Genomic DNA, 19,914 nt, shown 5'->3' with positions numbered 1-19,914 from the left:
AGGAAGATTCATTTTCCTCTGTTGTTCATTGGTTGCTTTTTTGATAAGATATAAAAGCTATCAAAGACTATACCCTTCTTATAGAGGAGGGTTTTTTACAATGAACTGTTGGAAAGTTTGTCCACGACTTTCTGGAGTTAAGCTTAGATAGTTTTTTAGAAAGGGCGTGCACATTAATGACAAAACCAGTTGTCGCAATAGTAGGTCGACCAAATGTTGGGAAATCGACCATTTTTAATCGTATAGTAGGAGAAAGAGTCTCTATTGTAGAAGATACTCCAGGAGTAACAAGAGATCGTATTTATAGTACCGGTGAATGGTTAAACCGCGAATTTAATATCATAGATACAGGTGGTATTGAGATAGGTGACGAACCATTTCTTTCTCAGATTCGTTATCAAGCTGAAATAGCAATTGATGAAGCTGATGTTATTATCTTTATGGTGAATGGCCGTGATGGTATATCCAACGCAGATGAAGAAGTGGCAAAGATTCTTTATCGTTCTAACAAACCTGTTGTTCTCGCAGTTAATAAAGTTGATAATCCTGAACAACAAACGCTCGTTTATGATTTCTATTCACTAGGTTTCGGTACTCCTTATGGTATTTCAGGCTCACATGGACTTGGGCTTGGTGACCTTTTAGATGAGGTATTTAAATCTTTCCCTGAAGAGAATGAAGAAGAATATGATGAAGGTACTATTAAATTCTCGCTAATAGGTCGTCCTAACGTTGGAAAATCTTCTCTTGTTAATACCATTCTAGGAGAAGAAAGAGTTATTGTTAGTGACATTGCAGGAACGACTAGAGATGCAATTGACTCAATGTTTACAAGAGATGGACAAGATTACGTTATCATTGATACCGCAGGAATGAGGAAGCGCGGAAAAATCTATGAAACGACTGAGAAGTACAGTGTACTCCGAGCGATGAGAGGAATTGAACGTTCCGACGTAGTATTGGTCGTCATAGATGGTGAAGAAGGTATTATTGAACAAGATAAGAAAGTGGCAGGTTATGCACATGAAGCGGGGAAAGCTGTCGTTATCGTGGTCAACAAGTGGGATGCTGTTGAAAAAGATGATAAGACAATGCGCGTCTTTGAACAGAAGATTCGCGATCACTTCTTATTCCTTAGTTATGCACCAATTGTTTTCTTATCTGCTAAAACAAAGCAACGTCTTCATACGCTATTACCTGTTGTGAATACTGTTGCCGAGAATCATGCTCTTCGCGTGAAGACTAACATTCTTAATGAATTAATTATGGATTCAGTAGCAATGAACCCTACACCAACTGATAATGGTAAGCGATTGAAGATTAACTACGCGACACAAGTTGCAGTTAAGCCACCAACGATCGTTCTCTTTGTAAACGATCCAGAACTAATGCATTTCTCTTACCGTCGCTTCTTAGAAAATCGTATTCGTGAAACGTTTGGTTTCCAGGGTACTCCACTTCGCATTTTTGCTCGAAGAAAAAGCGAATAGTTTCTCTTTCTTTTATACAGGGGAGTCATGCTAATACGAAGGGGGAAATGACATGATCACGATCCTGATTTGCATTGCAGCTTACCTGCTTGGTTCGGTTAGCTTTAGTTATTTAATTGCTCGCATAGTTAAGAAAATAGATATACGAGATCATGGAAGCGGTAATGCAGGAGCGACAAACACACTTAGGGTTTTAGGAACAGGTCCTGCTATCGCAGTTCTAATTCTAGATGTAGTGAAAGGCATACTTGCCGTCTGGTTAGGGTATTGGTTCTCTAGTGAACCGATTGTCCCTTTCCTTGCCGGAATAAGTGCAATCATTGGTCATAATTGGCCTGTTTTCTTTGGATTTAGAGGTGGGAAAGGTGTGGCAACAACTATAGGGGTATTTGCCACCCTTGCTTTTCTTCCATCTTTATATGCAGGTATTATCGCAATTCTTTCTATTTTTATTACCAGGTTTGTATCACTCGGTTCGTTGATTTTTGTAGTGTTAACTCCTGCATTTATCTTCTTGCTAGGCGGATATCCAACTTCATATATTTGGTTAGGGACGATGCTAGCGGTTGTTTCTGTATGGAGACATCGTACAAATGTGAAACGTTTGGTTTCTGGAACTGAAAGCAAGCTCGGTCAAAAGGTCGAGCAGTAGGGAGGAAGTTCAATGGCGACTATATCAGTAGTAGGCGCAGGTAGCTGGGGAACGGCTCTTGCAATCGTACTAGCAGACAACAATCATGAGGTTAAACTTTGGGCAAGAAGAGAAGATCTTGCTGAAGAAGTGAATGAGAAGCATTCAAATGAAAAGTATTTGCCCGGTATTACACTATCTGATCGAATTAAAGCGACGAGTTCACTTGAGGAAAGTGTGAAGGATTCAGAAGCGATTTTACTCGTTACTCCAACGAAGGCACTTCGAGAAGTATTACCAGAGCTTAAGAATTATTTGAAGAAGCCTGTCACAATCATTCATGCAAGTAAAGGAATTGAGCCCGACACATCTAAACGTATTTCTGAAGTAATTGAGGAAGAAATTCCTGAAGCTCTTCGTAAAGCGGTAGTTGTGTTATCAGGTCCTAGTCACGCAGAGGAAGTGAGTCTTCGTCATCCAACTACAGTAACTGTTTCTTCTAAAACAATCGAAGAAGCTGAGTTTGTTCAGGATCTTTTCATGAACTCTAATTTCCGTGTATATACAAACCATGACATTATCGGAGTAGAACTCGGTGGAGCTCTGAAGAACATCATTGCTTTAGGAGCAGGCTTATCTGATGGCCTTGGTTATGGAGATAATGCAAAAGCAGCTCTCATTACGAGAGGACTAGCAGAAATTGCAAGACTTGGAACAGCTATGGGCGCAAATCCATTAACGTTTATGGGGCTTACTGGAATAGGTGATCTAGTTGTTACTTGCACTAGTGTACATAGTCGTAACTGGCGTGCTGGGAACCTTCTCGGTAAAGGAAACAATCTTGATGAAGTTTTAGAGAACATGGGCATGGTTGTAGAAGGTGTTCGTACAACAAAGGCAGCCTATTACCTTGCTAAAGAACAGAACGTTGAGATGCCGATTACATCTGTCTTATTTGAGGTTCTCTTTAATAACAAAGCTGCTAAAGATGGGGTTGACCAACTAATGGGACGGCTTCGTACTCATGAAACAGAAGACTTAACATCGTTATTAGCAGATCGTTTTGAATTAAATCCTAAAGAACTGTAAATAGGCAAAGCACGAAGTATTCCTCCTTGCATACACTATGTTGAACGTTAATGGTAAGGAGGAAACAGCGTGAGCGATTTGTTTGATAACATTGAAAAGAAAACCAACGTAAAAAAGGAAGACATCTTTAAATTGGCAAATTCGGTCCAAGGCGCAGATTTTACTGATGAAAAAACGGTGCGCAAGTTAATTGCAAATGTTGCACGCGTTGCGAACGTAAACGTCTCGAAGGAAAAAGAAGACCGGATTGTGAAGGCCATTGTGAATAAAAACATTCCGTTTGACCTCTCGTCCATAGCTAAGTTGTTTAGCCAGAAATAGGAAAATAGTTTCAAAAATAGGCTAATCAACCATACCGCCTTCAAGTAAGAACATATACTAAAAAGGAACCATCAATGTGCATGAGCACACTTCAAAGTGAAATCCATATAGTCAAAGCTGAAGAAAAGCCCCTTTCTTCAGCTTTTTACTTATGGATTGTTAAAACCTCTATAGGTAAATCATATAAAGGTTTGTTATAATGATGGGCAGTGCAAGTTACTAAGACTAGGGGGATTATCATGTCACCAGCATTAATTAAAATGTGGGTAGCGCTGTCGGCGCTTGGTTTAATGTTTATTGCCGTTATGGCTATTATGTTGAGCCGATCGAAATTAAAAGGCTTTTTACGTGTTATTGTTTCAACATTTGCTTATATGTGTATGTTTGTTGCGGGAGTACTAATGCTACTTGTCGTATTCACAGGTCCAACTAACTAAGACCGGAAATTTTAAATAAGGAATGAGTGTAATGAAGCGATTAGTAACGCAGATTCTAGTATGGACATGCCTTGTTGCTGTTCTTTCTGGTTGTCTTTATCCAGAAAGTCAGAAAAACGAGAATCAAATCCCATATACGGATCAAATTCAATCTGTTCAATCGTCAGTAGAACAATATCAGGAGAATAAATCCATTCTTCCTATCAAAACAAGAGATCAAAGTACACCGATCTATCAAAAATATCCAGTTGACTTCAAAAAGCTTGTTCCTGCTTTTTTACAACAGGCACCTGGAAACTCTTTTGAAAATGGTGGTGTCTTTCAGTATGTGTTGATTCATGTAGAGGAAAATCCAACTGTAAGATTAATTGATTTAGTGACAGTCGATAAAGTAAAAGATCTTCAGCTTCAAGTTAACGATTACAGACGTAACCACAAGTATCCACCATTTAAGGATGTTTTGGCGAAGGACAGGTATTCTATCGATTATGATGCGCTTGGTATGGATGAGGAGCCAACTATAACAAGTCCATACACAAATGATCAACTTCCATTCTTCCTTGACCAAAATGGTGAGGTACATATAGATTACAAGGATGATCTTAACAAAGCCATTGTGAATAACCCTGATCACACGTATAAGAATGGAGAAGACATTAGAGATTTATTAGCAGATAATTCGTTTTATGTTCCCGTATCTTCTGTCCCATATACAATTGAAAATGATAAAGCTGTTTTTTTAGTGAAATAGGTATTTTCCCTTCTCTTTTGCAATACAACTATTAAAAAGAGGAGGGACTTTTTTATGGTTATTTCTAATAGAGGACAGAAAGTTTACCTGCTACACCAAATCCTTTTACTATGAACTGTCATATTTGTTGGACAACATCATAGAATGATAGTGTTCAAGAAAGTCTGCGGTCTAGAGTGAATCATTTCGTCCAGCGAGACGGAATTCAGGAGGCGATCACGTGGAGAGAGTGGATATCTTCAAAGATATCGCAGAGCGTACAGGGGGAGATATATACCTTGGAGTAGTAGGTTCTGTTCGAACAGGAAAATCGACATTTATTAAAAAGTTCATGGAACTTATCGTACTGCCTAATATGGAAAGTGATTCAGATCGAGCAAGAGCTCAAGATGAACTTCCACAAAGTGCTGCTGGCCGTACGATTATGACGACTGAACCTAAATTCGTACCAAATCATGCAGTTCAAATCCATGTTGAAGATGGACTTGATGTCAATGTAAGGCTTGTGGATTGCGTTGGGTATGCTGTACCTGGAGCAAAAGGATACGAAGATGAAGATGGACCACGAATGATTAATACACCGTGGTATGAAGAACCAATTCCATTCCAGGAAGCAGCAGAAATCGGTACAAGAAAAGTGATTCAGGAACATTCTACTCTTGGTGTTGTGATTACAACCGACGGATCAATTGGTGAAATTGCTCGACATGATTATTTGGAATCAGAGGAGAGAGTCGTAGAGGAATTAAAAGAAGTGGGCAAGCCGTTTATTATGATTGTTAACTCAGCCCATCCTCATCATCCACAAACAGAAGCTTTAAGAGGGGATTTGTCTCACAAATATGATATCCCGGTTATCTCGTTGAGTGTGGAAAGTATGACTGAGCATGATATCAACAATGTTCTAAGAGAAGTGCTATATGAATTTCCTGTATTGGAAGTAAATGTGAACCTACCTAGCTGGGTAATGGTGCTTCATCAAGATCATTGGCTCAGACAGAATTATGAAGAATCTGTTAGAGAAACTGTAAAAGATATCAAACGACTCAGGGATGTCGATCGGGTCGTAGGACAATTCGAGGAGTTTGAATTCATACAGGATGCACGACTTGCAGGAATTGAAATGGGTCAAGGAATTGCAGAAATTGACCTCTATGCACCAGATGATTTGTACGATCAAATTCTAAAAGAAGTCGTGGGAGTGGAAATTAGAGGGAAGGATCACCTTCTTCAACTTATGCAAGAATTTGCTTTTGCAAAGGCTGAATATGATCATGTTTCAGAGGCACTTCGAATGGTAAAGCAAACCGGTTATGGAATAGCTGCACCTGCAATTGAAGATATGAGCCTAGATGAGCCGGAGATTATACGACAAGGTTCAAGATTTGGTGTAAGACTGAAAGCTGTAGCTCCTTCCATTCATATGATTAAAGTTGATGTAGAGTCAGAATTTGCACCTATTATTGGCACTGAGAAACAAAGTGAGGAGCTAGTTCGTTATCTTATGCAAGACTTTGAAGAGGATCCGCTTTCAATTTGGAATTCAGATATTTTCGGACGTTCACTGAATTCGATTGTGAGGGAAGGTATCCAAGCGAAGCTCGGATTAATGCCGGAAAATGCACGTTATAAATTAAAGGAAACGCTTGAACGCATTATTAACGAAGGTTCAGGAGGATTAATTGCGATCATACTATAACTTAGCTGACTCCGCTATATGGAGTCAGTTTTTTTGTTTTGGTTTAAAGGTAGATGATAATTGGGTACTATTCTTTAGAAATAAGAAAGAGGATAATTCTATTCTCTGAAACACCCTCTAACTATGTAAAACGGTTTATTGTTAGGAAGTAGATTGAATAAACTAATTTCATCAAAGTGCACCATAAAGCGTTTACAAATGGTACTTTAAGCAGATAATAAGTAAAAAATCATTGAAAAATCGCTGAAATCAAGACAAACGTATTGAATTCTTTCGCATCTTCGTATAATATAGGGCTTGCAAACGTACTAAACGTGCATTGCAACGTATAAATATTGGTCAATAAGTGAATGAATGTAATTATCCATCTCTCTTGAGAGGAGGTGAACAGAATGAACAAGACAGATCTAATCAATGCTGTTGCAGAATCTGCAGAGCTTTCTAAAAAAGAAGCGACAAAAGCTGTTGACTCAGTTTTTGATAACATTATGCAATCCTTGCAAGAGGGTGACAAAGTTCAACTAATTGGTTTTGGTAACTTTGAAGTCCGTGAGCGTTCTGCTCGTAAAGGGCGTAATCCTCAAACTGGCGAAGAGATCGAAATCGCTGCAAGTAAGGTTCCTGCATTTAAACCTGGTAAAGCCCTTAAGGATGCAGTGAAGTAAGAAATACATAGGGCAAAGAAGAGCCGCACATTTTGCGGCTCTTCTTTTTTGCTAACTTTTTCACCTTATGCTAGAATCTTCATAGGTATTAAAGGCCCTGAATGGAGGAGTAAGAACCATGTACGAAGTTAATCATGATAAAATACAAGAAGCAGTTAAAATGATCCTTGAAGCAATTGGAGAAGACCCAGAGCGTGAAGGATTATTAGATACTCCAAAACGAGTTGCTAGAATGTATGAAGAGATTTTTCAGGGACTTCATCAAGATCCTAAGGAACATTTCCAAACCATTTTTGGAGAAGATCACGAAGAGTTAGTGCTAGTTAAGGATATTCCTTTCTATTCAACTTGTGAGCACCATCTTGTTCCTTTTTTTGGAAAAGCGCATGTAGCATACATACCTAAAGGTGGTAAAGTAACTGGTCTAAGTAAGCTTGCAAGAGCAGTAGAATCTGTAACAAAACGACCACAGCTTCAAGAGCGTATTACATCCACCATTGCTAATTCAATGGTAGAAACTCTAGAACCTCATGGAGTTATGGTAGTAGTGGAAGCTGAGCATATGTGTATGACGATGAGGGGTGTTAAGAAGCCTGGATCATCTACTGTGACATCAGCTGTAAGAGGCGTTTTTGAAAATGATGCTGCAGCTCGTGCTGAAGTGCTTGGCCTAATTAAGGGTTAATTCTGTTAAGCGGAGTGATAACTATGAAAAGCGAAAGTAATGATTTCTTTGTAATTAAAGCCCTGGAGAATGGCGTTAACGTCATAGGGTTAACACGTGGTTCTGATACGAGGTTTCATCATTCAGAGAAACTTGATAAAGGTGAAGTGATGATTGCTCAATTTACTGAACATACATCTGCCGTTAAGGTAAGAGGCAAAGCAGTTATTCAAACAGAACACGGTGAAATAAGTACAGAAGAGTAAAGCAGGATGTATGAACCTGCTTTTCTTTGATTTAAGAACGGAGCAAGTCCCGTTTTAGCAAGGGGCTTATTGTGCTATACTATGAGTAAATACATATTTATACTTTATGAAAATCATATGAGGTGGAATAAAGTATATGAAAAAATGAAGGCTTCCATTAAGGTTTGATGGTAAGCCGAATTTTTCTAATTGGAAGACATGTAAGGGGTATGGGATATGACAAATCCAAAGGAAACCACATATAAACAAATAGCTGGAGTTCGGGACATGCTGCAGTCTCGCCTATCCCATTCATATTTGCTTCAATTTATCGATTTTCCAATTATTGATGAAGAGAGGCTATATGTGTTCTATGGCATGCTAGAACAAACCAAGCTTGAACGAAAAAGGAAGGAAGATACCCTTCTATCCATTATGCTGGTGCAAATTGCACTAGATACACATGAACTAATTTCTCTCGATGAGATTGCAAATGAGAATGAGAGGAAGAATCGTCAGCTAACCGTTTTAGCAGGCGACTACTTTAGTAGCATGTATTACCATATTCTTTCTAAATGGCATGATAATGAACTGATTCGAACATTATCTGAAGCGATTCAAGAAATCAATGAAGCCAAAATGTCTTTTTATCAAACAGATCATCGCACGGTAGAATCGATATTTGATAATTTAATGGAAATCGAATCCATTTTAGTTAGAAAAGTAGCTGAACATTTCAGTCTTGATAACTGGAAGACATTCGGAATGCAATATTTCTATATGAATCGTCTTCTTCTAGAGCGAAAGCAGGGTTTAATTCATTCTAGTTCTAATTTGCTACAAAAGATTGCATCAACCCTACTTTCAGTTAAAGAATCTAAGCTAACATCTGATCAGCAAGCATCAAAAGCGAGAACCGTTTTGGACTCGTATGCGGCACATGCAAAAAAAGAAATTGATTTTCTTTGCCAGCATTATTCAGAACTGCATCGTTGGTTTCAAAATCGACTCGAGTATAACTGGGGAATCATTGGAATACAGGAAGAGAAATTGGCGGAAGAGGGATAAGGCATGACTACATCTAAAGAAGAACGCGTACACAATGTTTTTCAATCAATATCAAAACGCTATGATGTCATGAATTCGGTTATTAGTTTTCAACGTCATAAAGCCTGGCGCAAGGATACAATGCGTTTAATGGATGTTCAGAAGGGAGCATCTGCTCTCGATGTTTGCTGTGGTACAGCAGATTGGACACTCGCTATGGGTGAAGCTGTTGGTGAAAGCGGAAGTGCTATAGGACTTGATTTCAGTGAAAATATGCTAGAAGTCGGGAAAGTGAAGGTTGAAGAAAAGAAAAGTGAGAATGTTACACTTATACACGGTAATGCTATGAATTTGCCGTTTGAAGACCATTCTTTTGATTATGTGACAATCGGTTTCGGTCTCAGAAATGTACCTGATTACGATCAGGTCATTAAAGAAATGCATCGAGTGGTTAAACCTGGTGGTCAAGTTGTCTGTCTTGAAACTTCCCAGCCAACTATTCCAGTTTTTCGACAAGTGTATTATGGGTATTTCAAACATGTCATGCCGGTTCTCGGTAAAATGATAGCAAAAAGCTATGAGGAATACTCCTGGTTGCAAGAATCAGCTAGCACGTTTCCTGGTAGAGATGAGTTAAAGCAGCTTTTCTTTAAGAATGGGTTTAGTCGTGTAGATGTTAAACCATATTCTGGGGGAGTTGCCGCAATGCATAGAGGATTTAAAGCAGTCCAATCATAAAAAGACAACAGATATTTTGTGATAATCAGTTAGGTGGATCTCATGAAATTAAAAACGATTTATGCTTCCTTAAAAAAAGATTTATCTTTTATTGAATCCGAATTAGAGCAGACAGTGAATGCTCATCATCCTGTTCTTCGTGACGCTTCTAACCACCTATTAAAAGCTGGAGGGAAACGAATCCGTCCTGTTTTCGTTTTGCTTTCAGGAAAATTCGGAGACTATAATTTAGTACATATGAAGAATGTAGCAGTTGCGCTCGAATTAATTCACATGGCTTCACTTGTACATGATGATGTTATTGATGATGCAGAAATGAGACGAGGCAAGAAAACGATCAAAGCAAAATGGGACAATCGCGTTGCCATGTATACAGGAGACTATATTTTTGCGCGTGCGGTTGAACTTGTTACTGAGCTTAAAGATCCTGCAGCCAATACCATCTTATCGAATGCCATTCTAGAAATGAGCATTGGAGAAATAGAACAGATAAAAGACCAGTTCAACTGGGATCAAAATGTAAGAGATTATTTTCGAAGAATAAAACGGAAGACAGCGCTTCTAATCGCTACTTCATGTGAATTAGGTGCTGTAGCTGCAGGAGCTTCGAAGGTCGATCAACGACACCTTAAACAATTTGGGTACTATGTAGGCATGTCGTATCAAATTACTGATGATATCCTTGATTATACCGGAACTGTTAAAGAACTTGGAAAGCCAGCTGGTGGGGACTTGCTACAAGGAAATATTACATTGCCTGTCCTTTACGCGATGAATCAAGGCAACAAGAAGCGTGAAATCATGAACATTTTCTCTAAAGAATTAAATACCTCGCAAGAAAAGGTCAATCAAGTTATTTCGATAGTAAAATCTTCTGGTGGCATTGAATTCTCACAGCGTATTAGTGATCGCTATCTTCAGAAAGCGTTCAATGAACTTGAGCAGCTTCCATCGCAATCTGCTAGAACTTCACTTAGACAAATAGCGGAATATATCGGCAAAAGAAAACATTAAAAGGAAATGTTGTTATTTTTGCGAATATTTGATAGAATTTTGAAGGGCAGAAAAACGCTTTCTGCCCTGTACATATACTTTGTTGAAGGTGAGGAGATTTTTCATGGAAAAGACATTTCTAATGGTCAAGCCTGATGGCGTGCAACGCAACTTGATTGGTGAAATTGTTTCACGCTTTGAGAAGAAGGGCTTTAATTTAGTAGGAGCAAAATTGATGACGGTTTCAAAAGATCTTGCAGAAAACCATTATGGGGAACATAAAGAGCGCCCATTTTTCGGTGAGCTTGTAGACTTCATCACATCAGGACCTGTCTTTGCAATGGTATGGGAAGGTGACAATGTGATCTCAACTGCTCGTACTATGATGGGAGCAACAAATCCAACAGATGCAAATCCTGGTACGATTCGTGGCGATTATGGTGTTCAAGTTAGCATGAATGTTATTCATGGTTCAGATTCACCAACAAGTGCAGAACGTGAGATTTCATTGTTCTTTAATGAAAATGAATTGAACGAATATACTAAAACCATTTCTAAGTGGGTTTAAAAATTTCGCAAAAATGAAAGCGCTTATATTTATTGGAGCCGGACTAATTGTCCGGCTCTTTATTTATGGTGAGAAAATTTAGTGAAATAAAGGAGAGGGAAAGCCTTTCTCTAACTCAATTGTTCGTGCAATTTGAAGTAATAAGCGATCATTAAATTTAGCAGTTGCAGCTTGCAGTCCTACAGGCAATCCTCCTGAAGTAAACCCTCCAGGGATTGAAATAGCAGGATGGCCAGTGCAGTTGTAAAGTTGTGTCATCATCCAATCAGAGATTGGTGAAGTGGTTTTTCCATTAATTGAAGCTGGTCCTTCTATGTTGTAAGGAAAAGCAGGTACACCTAATACTGGTGAAAGAATCGCATCGTAGTCAGTAAGTGTACTTTGTAGGGTATTCCATACAATAGTGCGTTGCATTTCTGTGTCACGTAGTTCCACGGCACTTAACTTTCTTCCTGCTTGAATCATCTTTGTAACCGATGGGCTAAACTGTGTTGGAAACTGATCGTATAAGGGACCATAAGCAGAGGCAAGCCCTGCAAACCACATTGTATTAAAGAAAGAGATAAGTTCTTCTAACTTCATTTCAATTTGTATGGACACCTTATCGACCTTCGCTCCATGCTTTCTTAAGATGTCAATCGTCTCTTCTATTTGTGCTTTTACTTCAGGATCACATGGATATAAACCATAGTCCTCTGTATAAGCAAAATTTAGCCCTTTCACACCATTTGAATATTCATCGAGTAGATCTCCATCAGGTACTGGAACAGAAAAAGGGTCATTGGGTTCATATCCTTGCATAACTGAAAGGAGGAGGGCAGCATCTTCAGTTGTTCGACTCATTGGACCATAGTGTACAAACGGTTGAGTTGTCCCAAAGCGATTAACAGGAGAGCTATCAAATGGTACTCGTCCAAATGTCGGTTTTAACCCAATGATTCCGTTAAGACTTGCAGGAATTCGAATCGAACCTCCCCCATCGCTACCTTCAGCTAAAGGAACGCATTTACTGGCTACAGCAGCTGCTGACCCTCCGCTAGACCCACCTGCTGTTACCGATGGATTCCATGGGTTTTTAGCGGGGCCAAGCACCTGGTTGTCAGTTGTTCCTTTATGACCAAATTCTGGTGTGTTTGTTTTGCCTATAATAATAGCACCAGCTTTTTTGATTCGTTTAACGATAGTAGGCTCATGTGTAGCGATGTGATCATGGAAAAGAGTTGATCCAAATGTTGTGCGTCTCCCAATTACAGGTGTTAGATCTTTAATGGCAATCGGTATTCCATGAAGAGGTTCAATTGATTCACCTTTCATTAGAGCTTCTTCGGCTAGGTTGGCTTCTTTTAGAGCTTCTTCTTCGAATACAGTAATAAACATATTTAACTCAGGATTGAGTTTTCTAATCCGCTCAAGATGACTGGAGACGACATCTACTGGAGATATCTCTCGGATTGCAATTCGGTTTGCCATTTCTCTAGCGGTTAGGTCTGTAATACGCATATGTACACTTCCTTTAAAAATACGATTATCTTAACTGTAGCGAATATTAGAATCTCAATCAATCAGAAACAGAAATTCACAAAAAGCATCATTGCTCAATAAAAGTAAAAAAAGATAAATTTAAATTTGGTTGTGTGTTTTTTTAGTGAGATTATGATAGGATATCTGCAACATTAATCGAAATTTTAATAATCGTTACACTAATTTTATTCGATATGATATAGTAGTACGTAAAAGCGTCAAAGCATATGGAGGAGATAGGATGAGATACTTAACAGCAGGAGAATCACACGGACCACAATTAACGACAATACTAGAAGGACTTCCGTCAGGGCTTGAGCTAGTAGCGGAGGATATAAATACAGAACTAGCGAGGCGTCAACTTGGTTATGGTCGTGGACGTCGCATGCAAATTGAGAAAGATCAAGTTCAAATCTTAAGCGGTGTACGACATGCTAAATCAACTGGAGCCCCCATTGCACTAGTTGTTGAAAATAAAGATTGGACGCACTGGAAGAATTATATGGGTGCTGAGCCGTTAACCAAAGAACAGGAAGACAATATGAAGCGACAGATCTCGCGTCCTCGTCCAGGGCATGCTGATTTAAATGGTGCTATTAAATACGGTCATCGTGATATGAGAAATGTACTGGAGCGTTCTTCAGCCAGAGAAACAACGGTTAGAGTTGCAGCTGGAGCAGTAGCAAAGAAATTGCTTAAGACACTTGGCATTCAAGTAGCAGGGCATGTACGAATGATTGGTGGCGTTGAAAGCAACTATGATGGCGGCATGTCGCTTGAAGAAATGCAACGTGTTTCAGAAGAATCTCCAGTTCGTAGTCTTGATGATGAAGCAGGAAAGAAAATGATGACAGCCATTGATGATGCAAAAAGCAATGGTGATTCTATAGGTGGGATTGTAGAGGTTGTTGTTGAAGGTTTACCGGTTGGACTTGGCAGTCATGTTCATTATGATCGTAAACTAGATTTCAAAATAGCTGGAGCAATCATGAGTATCAATGCGTTTAAAGGTGTTGAATTTGGTATTGGATTTGAAGCTGCTAAGAAGCCAGGAAGTGAAGTTCATGATGAAATTCAATGGTCAAAGGAAGAGGGCTATACGCGTAAGACTAATAACCTTGGAGGTTTCGAAGGTGGAATGACGACAGGTATGCCAATCGTTGTAAAAGGTGTGATGAAGCCCATACCAACCTTATACAAACCTCTCCAAAGTGTTGACATTGATACAAAAGAACCATTTGCTGCAAGCATTGAGCGTTCTGATAGCTGTGCTGTGCCTGCTGCAAGTGTAGTAGCAGAGAATGTTGTAGCATGGGAAGTTGCATGCTCAATTCTTGATAAATTTGGTCATGATCGGATTGAAGAAATTTCTGAAGCGCTTAACCAGCACAGGAAATACAGCCGGGAGTTTTAATGGTGGATACGATTAGGATCGAAACGAGCGGTGGTAGTTACCCAGTTCATATCGGAAAAGGTATACGGTCGAAATGGAGAGAACTAATAAACAATTATGCTTCATATTCTAATTTCTTTATTATTACGGATGAAGCTGTTCAAGCGCACTACTTGTCATCCATTCTGGGAAAAGAGAAGCTCGCTTATTTTGTAGTTCCATCTGGAGAAGAGTCGAAATCCTTTGAACAATATCATAAATGTATGACCGCGTTGCTTGAGGCGGATCTAGATCGAAAGTCATGTATCATTTCACTTGGAGGCGGTGTAGTTGGCGATCTCGCAGGCTTCGCCGCAGCTACATATATGAGAGGTATCGACTTTATCCAGATGCCAACAACACTGCTCGCACATGATTCAAGTGTCGGTGGAAAAACAGGTATTAATCATGAATTAGGTAAGAACTTAATTGGTGCTTTTCACCAACCAGCTGCTGTTATTTATGATATCGAATGTTTACGCACTTTACCTGGTAAAGAGTGGCGCTCAGGATTTAGTGAAGTGATTAAGCACGCACTGATTCATGATGAGATATTCTTGAACTGGCTGTTAGACCGAAGAAAAGACGTTCAGAATTATTCTGATGATGAGCTTCAATTCATGATAATGAAAGGCATAAACGTTAAAGGTGACATTGTTAAAGAAGATGAGCGTGAGACAGGCGTAAGGGCTTATTTAAACTTTGGGCATACGCTTGGACACGCGATAGAAGCTGAGCTAGGATATGGAAAGATGACACATGGTGAAGCTGTAGCTATTGGAATGATCTATGCTCTCAGACTGAGTGAGGAATACTTTCAAACAAAGCTTCGTATGGATGAATTAAGGGTGTGGTTCCAAGAGTTAGGTCTTCCTGTAGAAGTCCCTCGTGAACTTAACATGATGAAGCTACTTCAACGGATGAAGAAAGATAAGAAAGCTGAGAATAAGAGTTTACAATTTGTCTTGCTTAAGAGAATTGGTACTCCTATTAAAGTGAGCATTGATGATGAAACTGCACTTAAGCTACTTGAAGTAAGTGTTGAAAGGAGCGTCTGACTGTGATTAGAGGGATACGGGGGGCAACGACTGTTAATGTAAATGAAAAGAATGCTATTGTTGAAGCGACTACAAAGCTATTGAAAGAAACAATCGAACAAAACAAAGTAACACCAGATTTGGTTGCATCTATTCACTTTACAATGACCAGGGATTTGGATGCTGTTTTCCCTGCTGAAGCGGTTAGGTTATTTGACGGATGGGCAAATGTCCCACTTCTATGTTCATCTGAAATTGATGTAGAGGGATCTTTACCATTTTGTATCAGAATATTAATGACAGTGAATACAACTCAAGGACAAGATGAAGTTCAACATGTCTATTTAGAAAAGGCTGTTTCGCTTCGTCCAGATCTTGCAAGTTGACAAATATTCATCATCATACTAGGATAGTAATAAGTTTAGAGCAGAGGCAATACAGGAATGACGAGTTGAGAGAGCTGAGAATAGGATAGTTGAGTTGAGGAGAGCTTAGAGGGATACGTTTATTCACCCCCTGAGGTTATTCAGGGGGTTTTTATATACCCTTTTTCGGTATTGTGATAATTCAGACGAATGTAGTCTGTTCTTTGTCATACCACATTTTTCATCCTCGGAATGCTCAACATTCCCATTCTCCATTACTTATTATGGAGAGGTGAGAACGTTGACTACAGATTATTCTTCTTTTCAAAGGGATGCCCTAACATATGGAACGATCCCGCTAATGAAGTCGTACTTTCTCGATACGACAACACCCATTCAAATTTTTCAAAACATTGGCAAGCGTGCCAGTTTTCTTTTAGAGAGCAGCGATCAGGAATCAAGATGGTCTCGCTATTCATTTATTGGCGTTGATCCCGTGTTCTCGTTAATTGAACAACAAGGGCTAGTTAACGTAGTGGATGCGGAAGGCAAAAGTATACTTGAACGTAAGGACTTCCAATCAGGAGTTCAGGCTTTATTTGAGTACTTGAATCCTAAGCTTCCCGATACGTCTTTTCCTTTTTATGGAGGAGCGGTAGGTTATATAGGATACGACGCGGTTAGTCAATTTGATAAAGTTCCTATTCATAAAGATCGTGATGAAGATATGCCGTTATTTCACTTTATTGTTTGTGAGAATCTATTAATTTATGACCATCATTTAAAAAGACTGACCATTTGTCACCATGCTAGATTGAACGAAAATTCTAATGTGGAGCAGGTTTACCAAAATGCTTTCGAAGTTATGGATGAACTTGTTTCAATTGCGTCTAAGCAAACGCAAGGAGACGCGATGCACTTACCTGATGAATCTAATGATGAAGTTGACTTCTCTCAAGTTAAATCTAATTATGAAAAGCACCAATTTTTAGAAGATGTTGAGAAGATCAAGAAATACATTGAAGAAGGTGACGTATTTCAAGCAGTCCTTTCACAGCGGTTCCAAAAAGATGTTTCTATTAAAGGTCTCGATTTATACAGGGTGCTTCGGATTATTAACCCTTCACCATATATGTTCTATTTGAAAATGAATAATGTTGAAATTATTGGTAGTTCACCTGAGAAGCTAGTACAGGTTAGGGATGGAAAGGTAGAAATCGATCCAATAGCAGGTACGAGAAAACGTGGAAGGACGGAGGAGGAAGATCAAGCACTAGCTGAAGAGTTACTCCTTGATGAGAAAGAGCGTGCGGAACATTATATGCTCGTAGATCTTGCGAGAAACGATGTTGGTAGAGTTTCTGAATATGGAAGCGTCTCTGTCCCACAGTTAATGGATATCGGTAAGTTCTCACACGTCATGCATATTATTTCAAAAGTTACTGGCGTTTTAGCTCCTAGATTTACTAGTCTTGACGCAGTGGTTGCCTCTTTCCCGGCAGGTACAGTATCCGGCGCTCCGAAAGTAAGGGCAATGCAAATTCTTAATGAATTAGAACCAACTTCGAGATCCATTTATTCAGGAGCGATCGGCTATATTGGCTTTGATGGAAATATAGATTCATGCATCGCAATTCGAACAATGGTGATCAAAGATGGCACAGCTTACGTACAGGCAGGAGCGGGAATTGTAGCTGATTCTATCCCAGAAAATGAGTGGGAAGAGACGCGTAATAAAGCAAGTGCACTTATTAAAGCCATTCAGGTAGCTGAAGCGATTTTCGACAAAAAGGAGGAGCGGTTAAATGTTTAAAGAACAGTTACAGAGAATGATCGCAGGAGAGACACTATCTGAATCAATGGCAGAGCAAATAATGGATGTCATTATGGAAGGAAAAGCAGATGATGCGCAAATTGCTAGTTTCCTAACGATTCTTGAAATGAGAGGCGAGACGGTTGATGAACTGACTGGTTTTGTTAGATCGTTACGTAACCATGTCATACAACTTGACCATGGGGGGCTTCCCCTTATTGATACATGTGGTACCGGTGGAGATGGGCAATCGACCTTTAATATTTCAACCGCTTCAGCTATTCTTGTATCAAGTCTTGGAGTTAAAGTAGCGAAACATGGCAATAGAGCTGTTTCTTCTAAAAGTGGAAGTGCGGATGTATTAGATGAACTAGCTATCCCAACTCAATCTTCTCGTGATGATGCAATTCAAACACTGAAAGAGAGAAATATGTGTTTCTTGTTTGCACCAAATTATCATACCGCAATGAAACATGCTGTAAATGCCCGCAAAGCAATCGGTTTTCGAACGGTATTTAATAGCCTTGGCCCATTAGCTAATCCAGCTGGAAGTCAGTCACAGTTAATTGGTGTATACAGCCATGAAAAGGCATTGAAAATGGCGGAGGCTCTAAAACGTCTTGGCACAAAGCGGGCGTTGTTTGTTACAGGTGGTGAAGGTATGGATGAATGCTCGATCTCGACTTATACAGATTTTGTTGAGTTGAAAGATGAGGAAGTTTTCACATACCGTCATACGCCAGAAGATGTAGGACTACTTTCATGTAACCAAAATGATTTAAGAGTTGATACTTCGAAAGAGAGTGCTACGATTATCAAGCAAATTTTCAATGGCGATGGGAATGAAGCGAGTACAGGAATTGTACTTTATAATGCGGGAGCAGCGCTCTATCTTGCTGGTGCAAGTGACTCGATTAAAGAGGGTGTTCAGATGGCAAGCGACGCAATCAAAAATGGTACTGCAAGAAATCAACTGAATCTCTTACGTGAGGAAAAGGAGTTGAATGTTCATGCTTGATCGAATAATAGAAGTAAAGCACGAAGAAATGGCGCGGTTTAACATGCCTGAAGATCAAAAATTCAACAATGTATCATTTATTGAAAGTTTACAAAATCCAACACATGAACTTGGCCTTATTGCGGAAGTGAAGAAAGCTTCTCCGTCGAAGGGAATCATAAATGACAATTTTGATCCGGTGGAGGTGGCTGAGGCGTATGAAAAAGCGGGTGCCGATGCCATTTCAGTATTAACTGATGAGACGTTTTTCAAAGGGTCAAACTCTTTCTTAACAGAAGTTAAGAAACATGTGAATTTACCGATCCTAAGAAAAGACTTTATTATCGATGAAAGACAGATCGAAGAAAGCAAACGTATAGGGGCGGACGCGATTCTATTGATCGTAAGAACGCTTGGTGTTCAAAAAACGAAAGAGTTCTATCAGCTTGCAGCTTCTTTCGATTTAGAATGTTTGGTTGAAGTTCATTCAGAAGAAGAATTGAAGGAACTAACCGCTTCTTTTACACCTGCTGTAATAGGAGTTAACAACCGCAATCTATCAACTTTTGAAACATCGACAAAGCAAACACATTTGCTTAGTCACTTTATACCTGAATCAACTTTGATGATTAGTGAGAGTGGAATTTCGACTTATAAGGACATTCAGGATGTTAAGAGCGCAGGGGCTTCAGCTGTACTTGTTGGTGAAGCATTAATGCGCGGTGGCACATATGAAGCAGGGATTAGAAGATTGTTTGGTGAAACAGTACATGAAAACGCCTGAACTTAAATTATGCGGAAATCGTTCCTTAAAGGATTGGCAAACAGTTAGGTTAAGTGGTGTTCAGTACGCTGGGTTTATTTTTGCGGATAGCATTCGCCGTGTTTCAAATGAAGAGGTTGCTGTATGGCTTAAAAATTATCCACCAGAAAAGCCGATGAAAATTGTAGGGGTCTTTGTTAACCCCGAGCTTGAAGAGTTGGCTCAAACCGTAAGCGAGGTTCCCTTAGATATCATACAGCTGCACGGCAAAGAAACTCCAGCATTTGTAGCGAAAATCAAGCAAATGACTGGAAAGCAAGTTTGGAAAGTGCTCCATCACGGTGATGGTGCTCTTGCTAATATGTCGCGGTATTCAGAGGCAGTTGATGGTTACCTCGTCGACACGAAGCTTCCTGGACAATGGGGAGGGACTGGAAAGCGATTTGATTGGAAGGCGATTCCTGAATATCAATTCGAAGCCGAAAACCAAAATGTTCCTTTGTTTATTGCAGGAGGCGTTAATCCAGATAATGTTAATGAGTTAATTGAATACAATCCTGATGGTATTGATGTTTCAAGCGGAATCGAAATAGATGATAGGAAAGATGAGAATAAGATTAACCGAATGAAAGAAAGGCTGGGATAAAG

22 protein-coding genes are annotated in these 19,914 nt (G+C 39.4%); 21 read left to right on the top strand and 1 reads right to left on the bottom strand.

What is annotated here, in order from left to right; translation table 11 throughout:
• Positions 1–176 precede the first annotated feature (176 nt).
• The 14 genes from der (at position 177) to ndk (ending at position 11,338) form a co-directional block, all read left to right on the top strand.
• Positions 177–1,490: a ribosome biogenesis GTPase Der gene (gene der / locus JI666_RS04530; protein ID WP_206889416.1), complete on the top strand. Its 1,314-nt coding sequence runs from the start codon at positions 177–179 to the stop codon at positions 1,488–1,490.
• 52 nt (positions 1,491–1,542) lie between these two features.
• Positions 1,543–2,142: a glycerol-3-phosphate 1-O-acyltransferase PlsY gene (plsY, locus tag JI666_RS04525; protein WP_206889415.1), complete on the top strand. Its 600-nt coding sequence runs from the start codon at positions 1,543–1,545 to the stop codon at positions 2,140–2,142.
• A gap of 12 nt (positions 2,143–2,154) precedes the next feature.
• Positions 2,155–3,210 (top strand): NAD(P)H-dependent glycerol-3-phosphate dehydrogenase, encoded by a 1,056-nt coding sequence (locus JI666_RS04520; RefSeq protein WP_206889414.1) that lies wholly within the window; start codon positions 2,155–2,157, stop codon positions 3,208–3,210.
• Between the two features lie 69 nt (positions 3,211–3,279).
• Positions 3,280–3,531 (top strand): stage VI sporulation protein F, encoded by a 252-nt coding sequence (locus tag JI666_RS04515; protein WP_206889413.1) that lies wholly within the window; start codon positions 3,280–3,282, stop codon positions 3,529–3,531.
• Positions 3,532–3,770: 239 nt separating this feature from the next.
• Positions 3,771–3,968, top strand: coding sequence for a DUF2768 domain-containing protein (locus tag JI666_RS04510; RefSeq protein ID WP_206889412.1), 198 nt, complete (start codon positions 3,771–3,773; stop codon positions 3,966–3,968).
• A gap of 31 nt (positions 3,969–3,999) precedes the next feature.
• Complete coding sequence (locus tag JI666_RS04505) at positions 4,000–4,719, top strand: YphF family lipoprotein (RefSeq protein WP_206889411.1); 720 nt, start codon at positions 4,000–4,002, stop codon at positions 4,717–4,719.
• 220 nt (positions 4,720–4,939) lie between these two features.
• Positions 4,940–6,418 (top strand): stage IV sporulation protein A, encoded by a 1,479-nt coding sequence (spoIVA, locus tag JI666_RS04500; RefSeq protein WP_206889410.1) that lies wholly within the window; start codon positions 4,940–4,942, stop codon positions 6,416–6,418.
• Positions 6,419–6,810: 392 nt separating this feature from the next.
• Entirely contained in the window at positions 6,811–7,083 is a 273-nt protein-coding gene (gene hbs, locus JI666_RS04495; RefSeq protein WP_048309232.1) for a non-specific DNA-binding protein Hbs, read from the top strand.
• Between the two features lie 118 nt (positions 7,084–7,201).
• Entirely contained in the window at positions 7,202–7,768 is a 567-nt protein-coding gene (gene folE / locus JI666_RS04490) for a GTP cyclohydrolase I FolE (RefSeq protein WP_206889409.1), read from the top strand.
• Between the two features lie 23 nt (positions 7,769–7,791).
• Positions 7,792–8,013, top strand: coding sequence for a trp RNA-binding attenuation protein MtrB (mtrB, locus tag JI666_RS04485; protein WP_160918977.1), 222 nt, complete (start codon positions 7,792–7,794; stop codon positions 8,011–8,013).
• Between the two features lie 216 nt (positions 8,014–8,229).
• Positions 8,230–9,060: a heptaprenyl diphosphate synthase component 1 gene (locus JI666_RS04480; RefSeq protein WP_206889408.1), complete on the top strand. Its 831-nt coding sequence runs from the start codon at positions 8,230–8,232 to the stop codon at positions 9,058–9,060.
• 3 nt (positions 9,061–9,063) lie between these two features.
• Positions 9,064–9,777 (top strand): demethylmenaquinone methyltransferase, encoded by a 714-nt coding sequence (locus JI666_RS04475; RefSeq protein WP_206889407.1) that lies wholly within the window; start codon positions 9,064–9,066, stop codon positions 9,775–9,777.
• A gap of 42 nt (positions 9,778–9,819) precedes the next feature.
• Positions 9,820–10,791, top strand: coding sequence for a heptaprenyl diphosphate synthase component II (gene hepT / locus JI666_RS04470; protein ID WP_206889405.1), 972 nt, complete (start codon positions 9,820–9,822; stop codon positions 10,789–10,791).
• Positions 10,792–10,894: 103 nt separating this feature from the next.
• Positions 10,895–11,338, top strand: a complete 444-nt coding sequence (ndk, locus tag JI666_RS04465; protein ID WP_206889403.1) for a nucleoside-diphosphate kinase — start codon at positions 10,895–10,897, stop codon at positions 11,336–11,338.
• Positions 11,339–11,416: 78 nt separating this feature from the next.
• Here ndk and JI666_RS04460 read toward each other — a convergent pair whose 3' ends face one another.
• Entirely contained in the window at positions 11,417–12,838 is a 1,422-nt protein-coding gene (locus JI666_RS04460; RefSeq protein WP_206889402.1) for an amidase, read from the bottom strand.
• Between the two features lie 262 nt (positions 12,839–13,100).
• On the opposite strand from JI666_RS04460, the gene aroC reads away from it, so the two are divergent.
• The 7 genes from aroC to JI666_RS04425 all read left to right on the top strand — a co-directional run bounded on the left by aroC (position 13,101) and on the right by JI666_RS04425 (position 19,912).
• Positions 13,101–14,273 carry a chorismate synthase gene (gene aroC, locus JI666_RS04455; protein ID WP_206889401.1) on the top strand — a complete coding sequence of 391 codons (1,173 nt, stop codon included), beginning with the start codon at positions 13,101–13,103 and terminating at the stop codon, positions 14,271–14,273.
• A complete protein-coding gene (gene aroB, locus JI666_RS04450; protein WP_206889398.1) occupies positions 14,273–15,349 on the top strand; it encodes a 3-dehydroquinate synthase in 1,077 nt (358 codons plus the stop codon). The genes aroC and aroB overlap by 1 nt, the downstream gene beginning before the upstream one ends.
• A gap of 2 nt (positions 15,350–15,351) precedes the next feature.
• Positions 15,352–15,714: a chorismate mutase gene (aroH, locus tag JI666_RS04445; protein WP_206889397.1), complete on the top strand. Its 363-nt coding sequence runs from the start codon at positions 15,352–15,354 to the stop codon at positions 15,712–15,714.
• 280 nt (positions 15,715–15,994) lie between these two features.
• Positions 15,995–17,506 carry an anthranilate synthase component I gene (gene trpE / locus JI666_RS04440; RefSeq protein WP_206889396.1) on the top strand — a complete coding sequence of 504 codons (1,512 nt, stop codon included), beginning with the start codon at positions 15,995–15,997 and terminating at the stop codon, positions 17,504–17,506.
• Positions 17,499–18,524, top strand: coding sequence for an anthranilate phosphoribosyltransferase (trpD, locus tag JI666_RS04435; RefSeq protein ID WP_206889395.1), 1,026 nt, complete (start codon positions 17,499–17,501; stop codon positions 18,522–18,524). The genes trpE and trpD overlap by 8 nt, the downstream gene beginning before the upstream one ends.
• Positions 18,517–19,287 carry an indole-3-glycerol phosphate synthase TrpC gene (gene trpC, locus JI666_RS04430; protein WP_206889394.1) on the top strand — a complete coding sequence of 257 codons (771 nt, stop codon included), beginning with the start codon at positions 18,517–18,519 and terminating at the stop codon, positions 19,285–19,287. The genes trpD and trpC overlap by 8 nt, the downstream gene beginning before the upstream one ends.
• Complete coding sequence (locus JI666_RS04425) at positions 19,262–19,912, top strand: phosphoribosylanthranilate isomerase (protein WP_349769298.1); 651 nt, start codon at positions 19,262–19,264, stop codon at positions 19,910–19,912. The genes trpC and JI666_RS04425 overlap by 26 nt, the downstream gene beginning before the upstream one ends.
• The last annotated feature ends 2 nt before the right edge of the window (positions 19,913–19,914 follow it).

The sequence above is a fragment of the Bacillus sp. NTK071 genome, assembly GCF_017303315.1.
Lineage (GTDB): Bacteria > Bacillota > Bacilli > Bacillales > Guptibacillaceae > Guptibacillus.
The sequence above is the reverse complement of the archived record's forward strand: the minus strand, read 5'-3'. Positions and strand labels throughout refer to the sequence as shown.

Bases quoted from the DNA above. Each gene is read 5' to 3' on its own strand.
- der (WP_206889416.1), top strand. From the start codon at position 177: ATGACAAAACCAGTTGTCGCAATAGTAGGTCGACCAAATGTTGGGAAA.
- plsY (WP_206889415.1), top strand. From the start codon at position 1,543: ATGATCACGATCCTGATTTGCATTGCAGCTTACCTGCTTGGTTCGGTT.
- JI666_RS04520 (WP_206889414.1), top strand. From the start codon at position 2,155: ATGGCGACTATATCAGTAGTAGGCGCAGGTAGCTGGGGAACGGCTCTT.
- JI666_RS04510 (WP_206889412.1), top strand. From the start codon at position 3,771: ATGTCACCAGCATTAATTAAAATGTGGGTAGCGCTGTCGGCGCTTGGT.
- JI666_RS04505 (WP_206889411.1), top strand. From the start codon at position 4,000: ATGAAGCGATTAGTAACGCAGATTCTAGTATGGACATGCCTTGTTGCT.
- hbs (WP_048309232.1), top strand. From the start codon at position 6,811: ATGAACAAGACAGATCTAATCAATGCTGTTGCAGAATCTGCAGAGCTT.
- folE (WP_206889409.1), top strand. From the start codon at position 7,202: ATGTACGAAGTTAATCATGATAAAATACAAGAAGCAGTTAAAATGATC.
- mtrB (WP_160918977.1), top strand. From the start codon at position 7,792: ATGAAAAGCGAAAGTAATGATTTCTTTGTAATTAAAGCCCTGGAGAAT.
- JI666_RS04480 (WP_206889408.1), top strand. From the start codon at position 8,230: ATGACAAATCCAAAGGAAACCACATATAAACAAATAGCTGGAGTTCGG.
- JI666_RS04475 (WP_206889407.1), top strand. From the start codon at position 9,064: ATGACTACATCTAAAGAAGAACGCGTACACAATGTTTTTCAATCAATA.
- hepT (WP_206889405.1), top strand. From the start codon at position 9,820: ATGAAATTAAAAACGATTTATGCTTCCTTAAAAAAAGATTTATCTTTT.
- ndk (WP_206889403.1), top strand. From the start codon at position 10,895: ATGGAAAAGACATTTCTAATGGTCAAGCCTGATGGCGTGCAACGCAAC.
- JI666_RS04460 (WP_206889402.1), bottom strand. From the start codon at position 12,838: ATGCGTATTACAGACCTAACCGCTAGAGAAATGGCAAACCGAATTGCA.
- aroC (WP_206889401.1), top strand. From the start codon at position 13,101: ATGAGATACTTAACAGCAGGAGAATCACACGGACCACAATTAACGACA.
- aroB (WP_206889398.1), top strand. From the start codon at position 14,273: ATGGTGGATACGATTAGGATCGAAACGAGCGGTGGTAGTTACCCAGTT.
- trpD (WP_206889395.1), top strand. From the start codon at position 17,499: ATGTTTAAAGAACAGTTACAGAGAATGATCGCAGGAGAGACACTATCT.
- trpC (WP_206889394.1), top strand. From the start codon at position 18,517: ATGCTTGATCGAATAATAGAAGTAAAGCACGAAGAAATGGCGCGGTTT.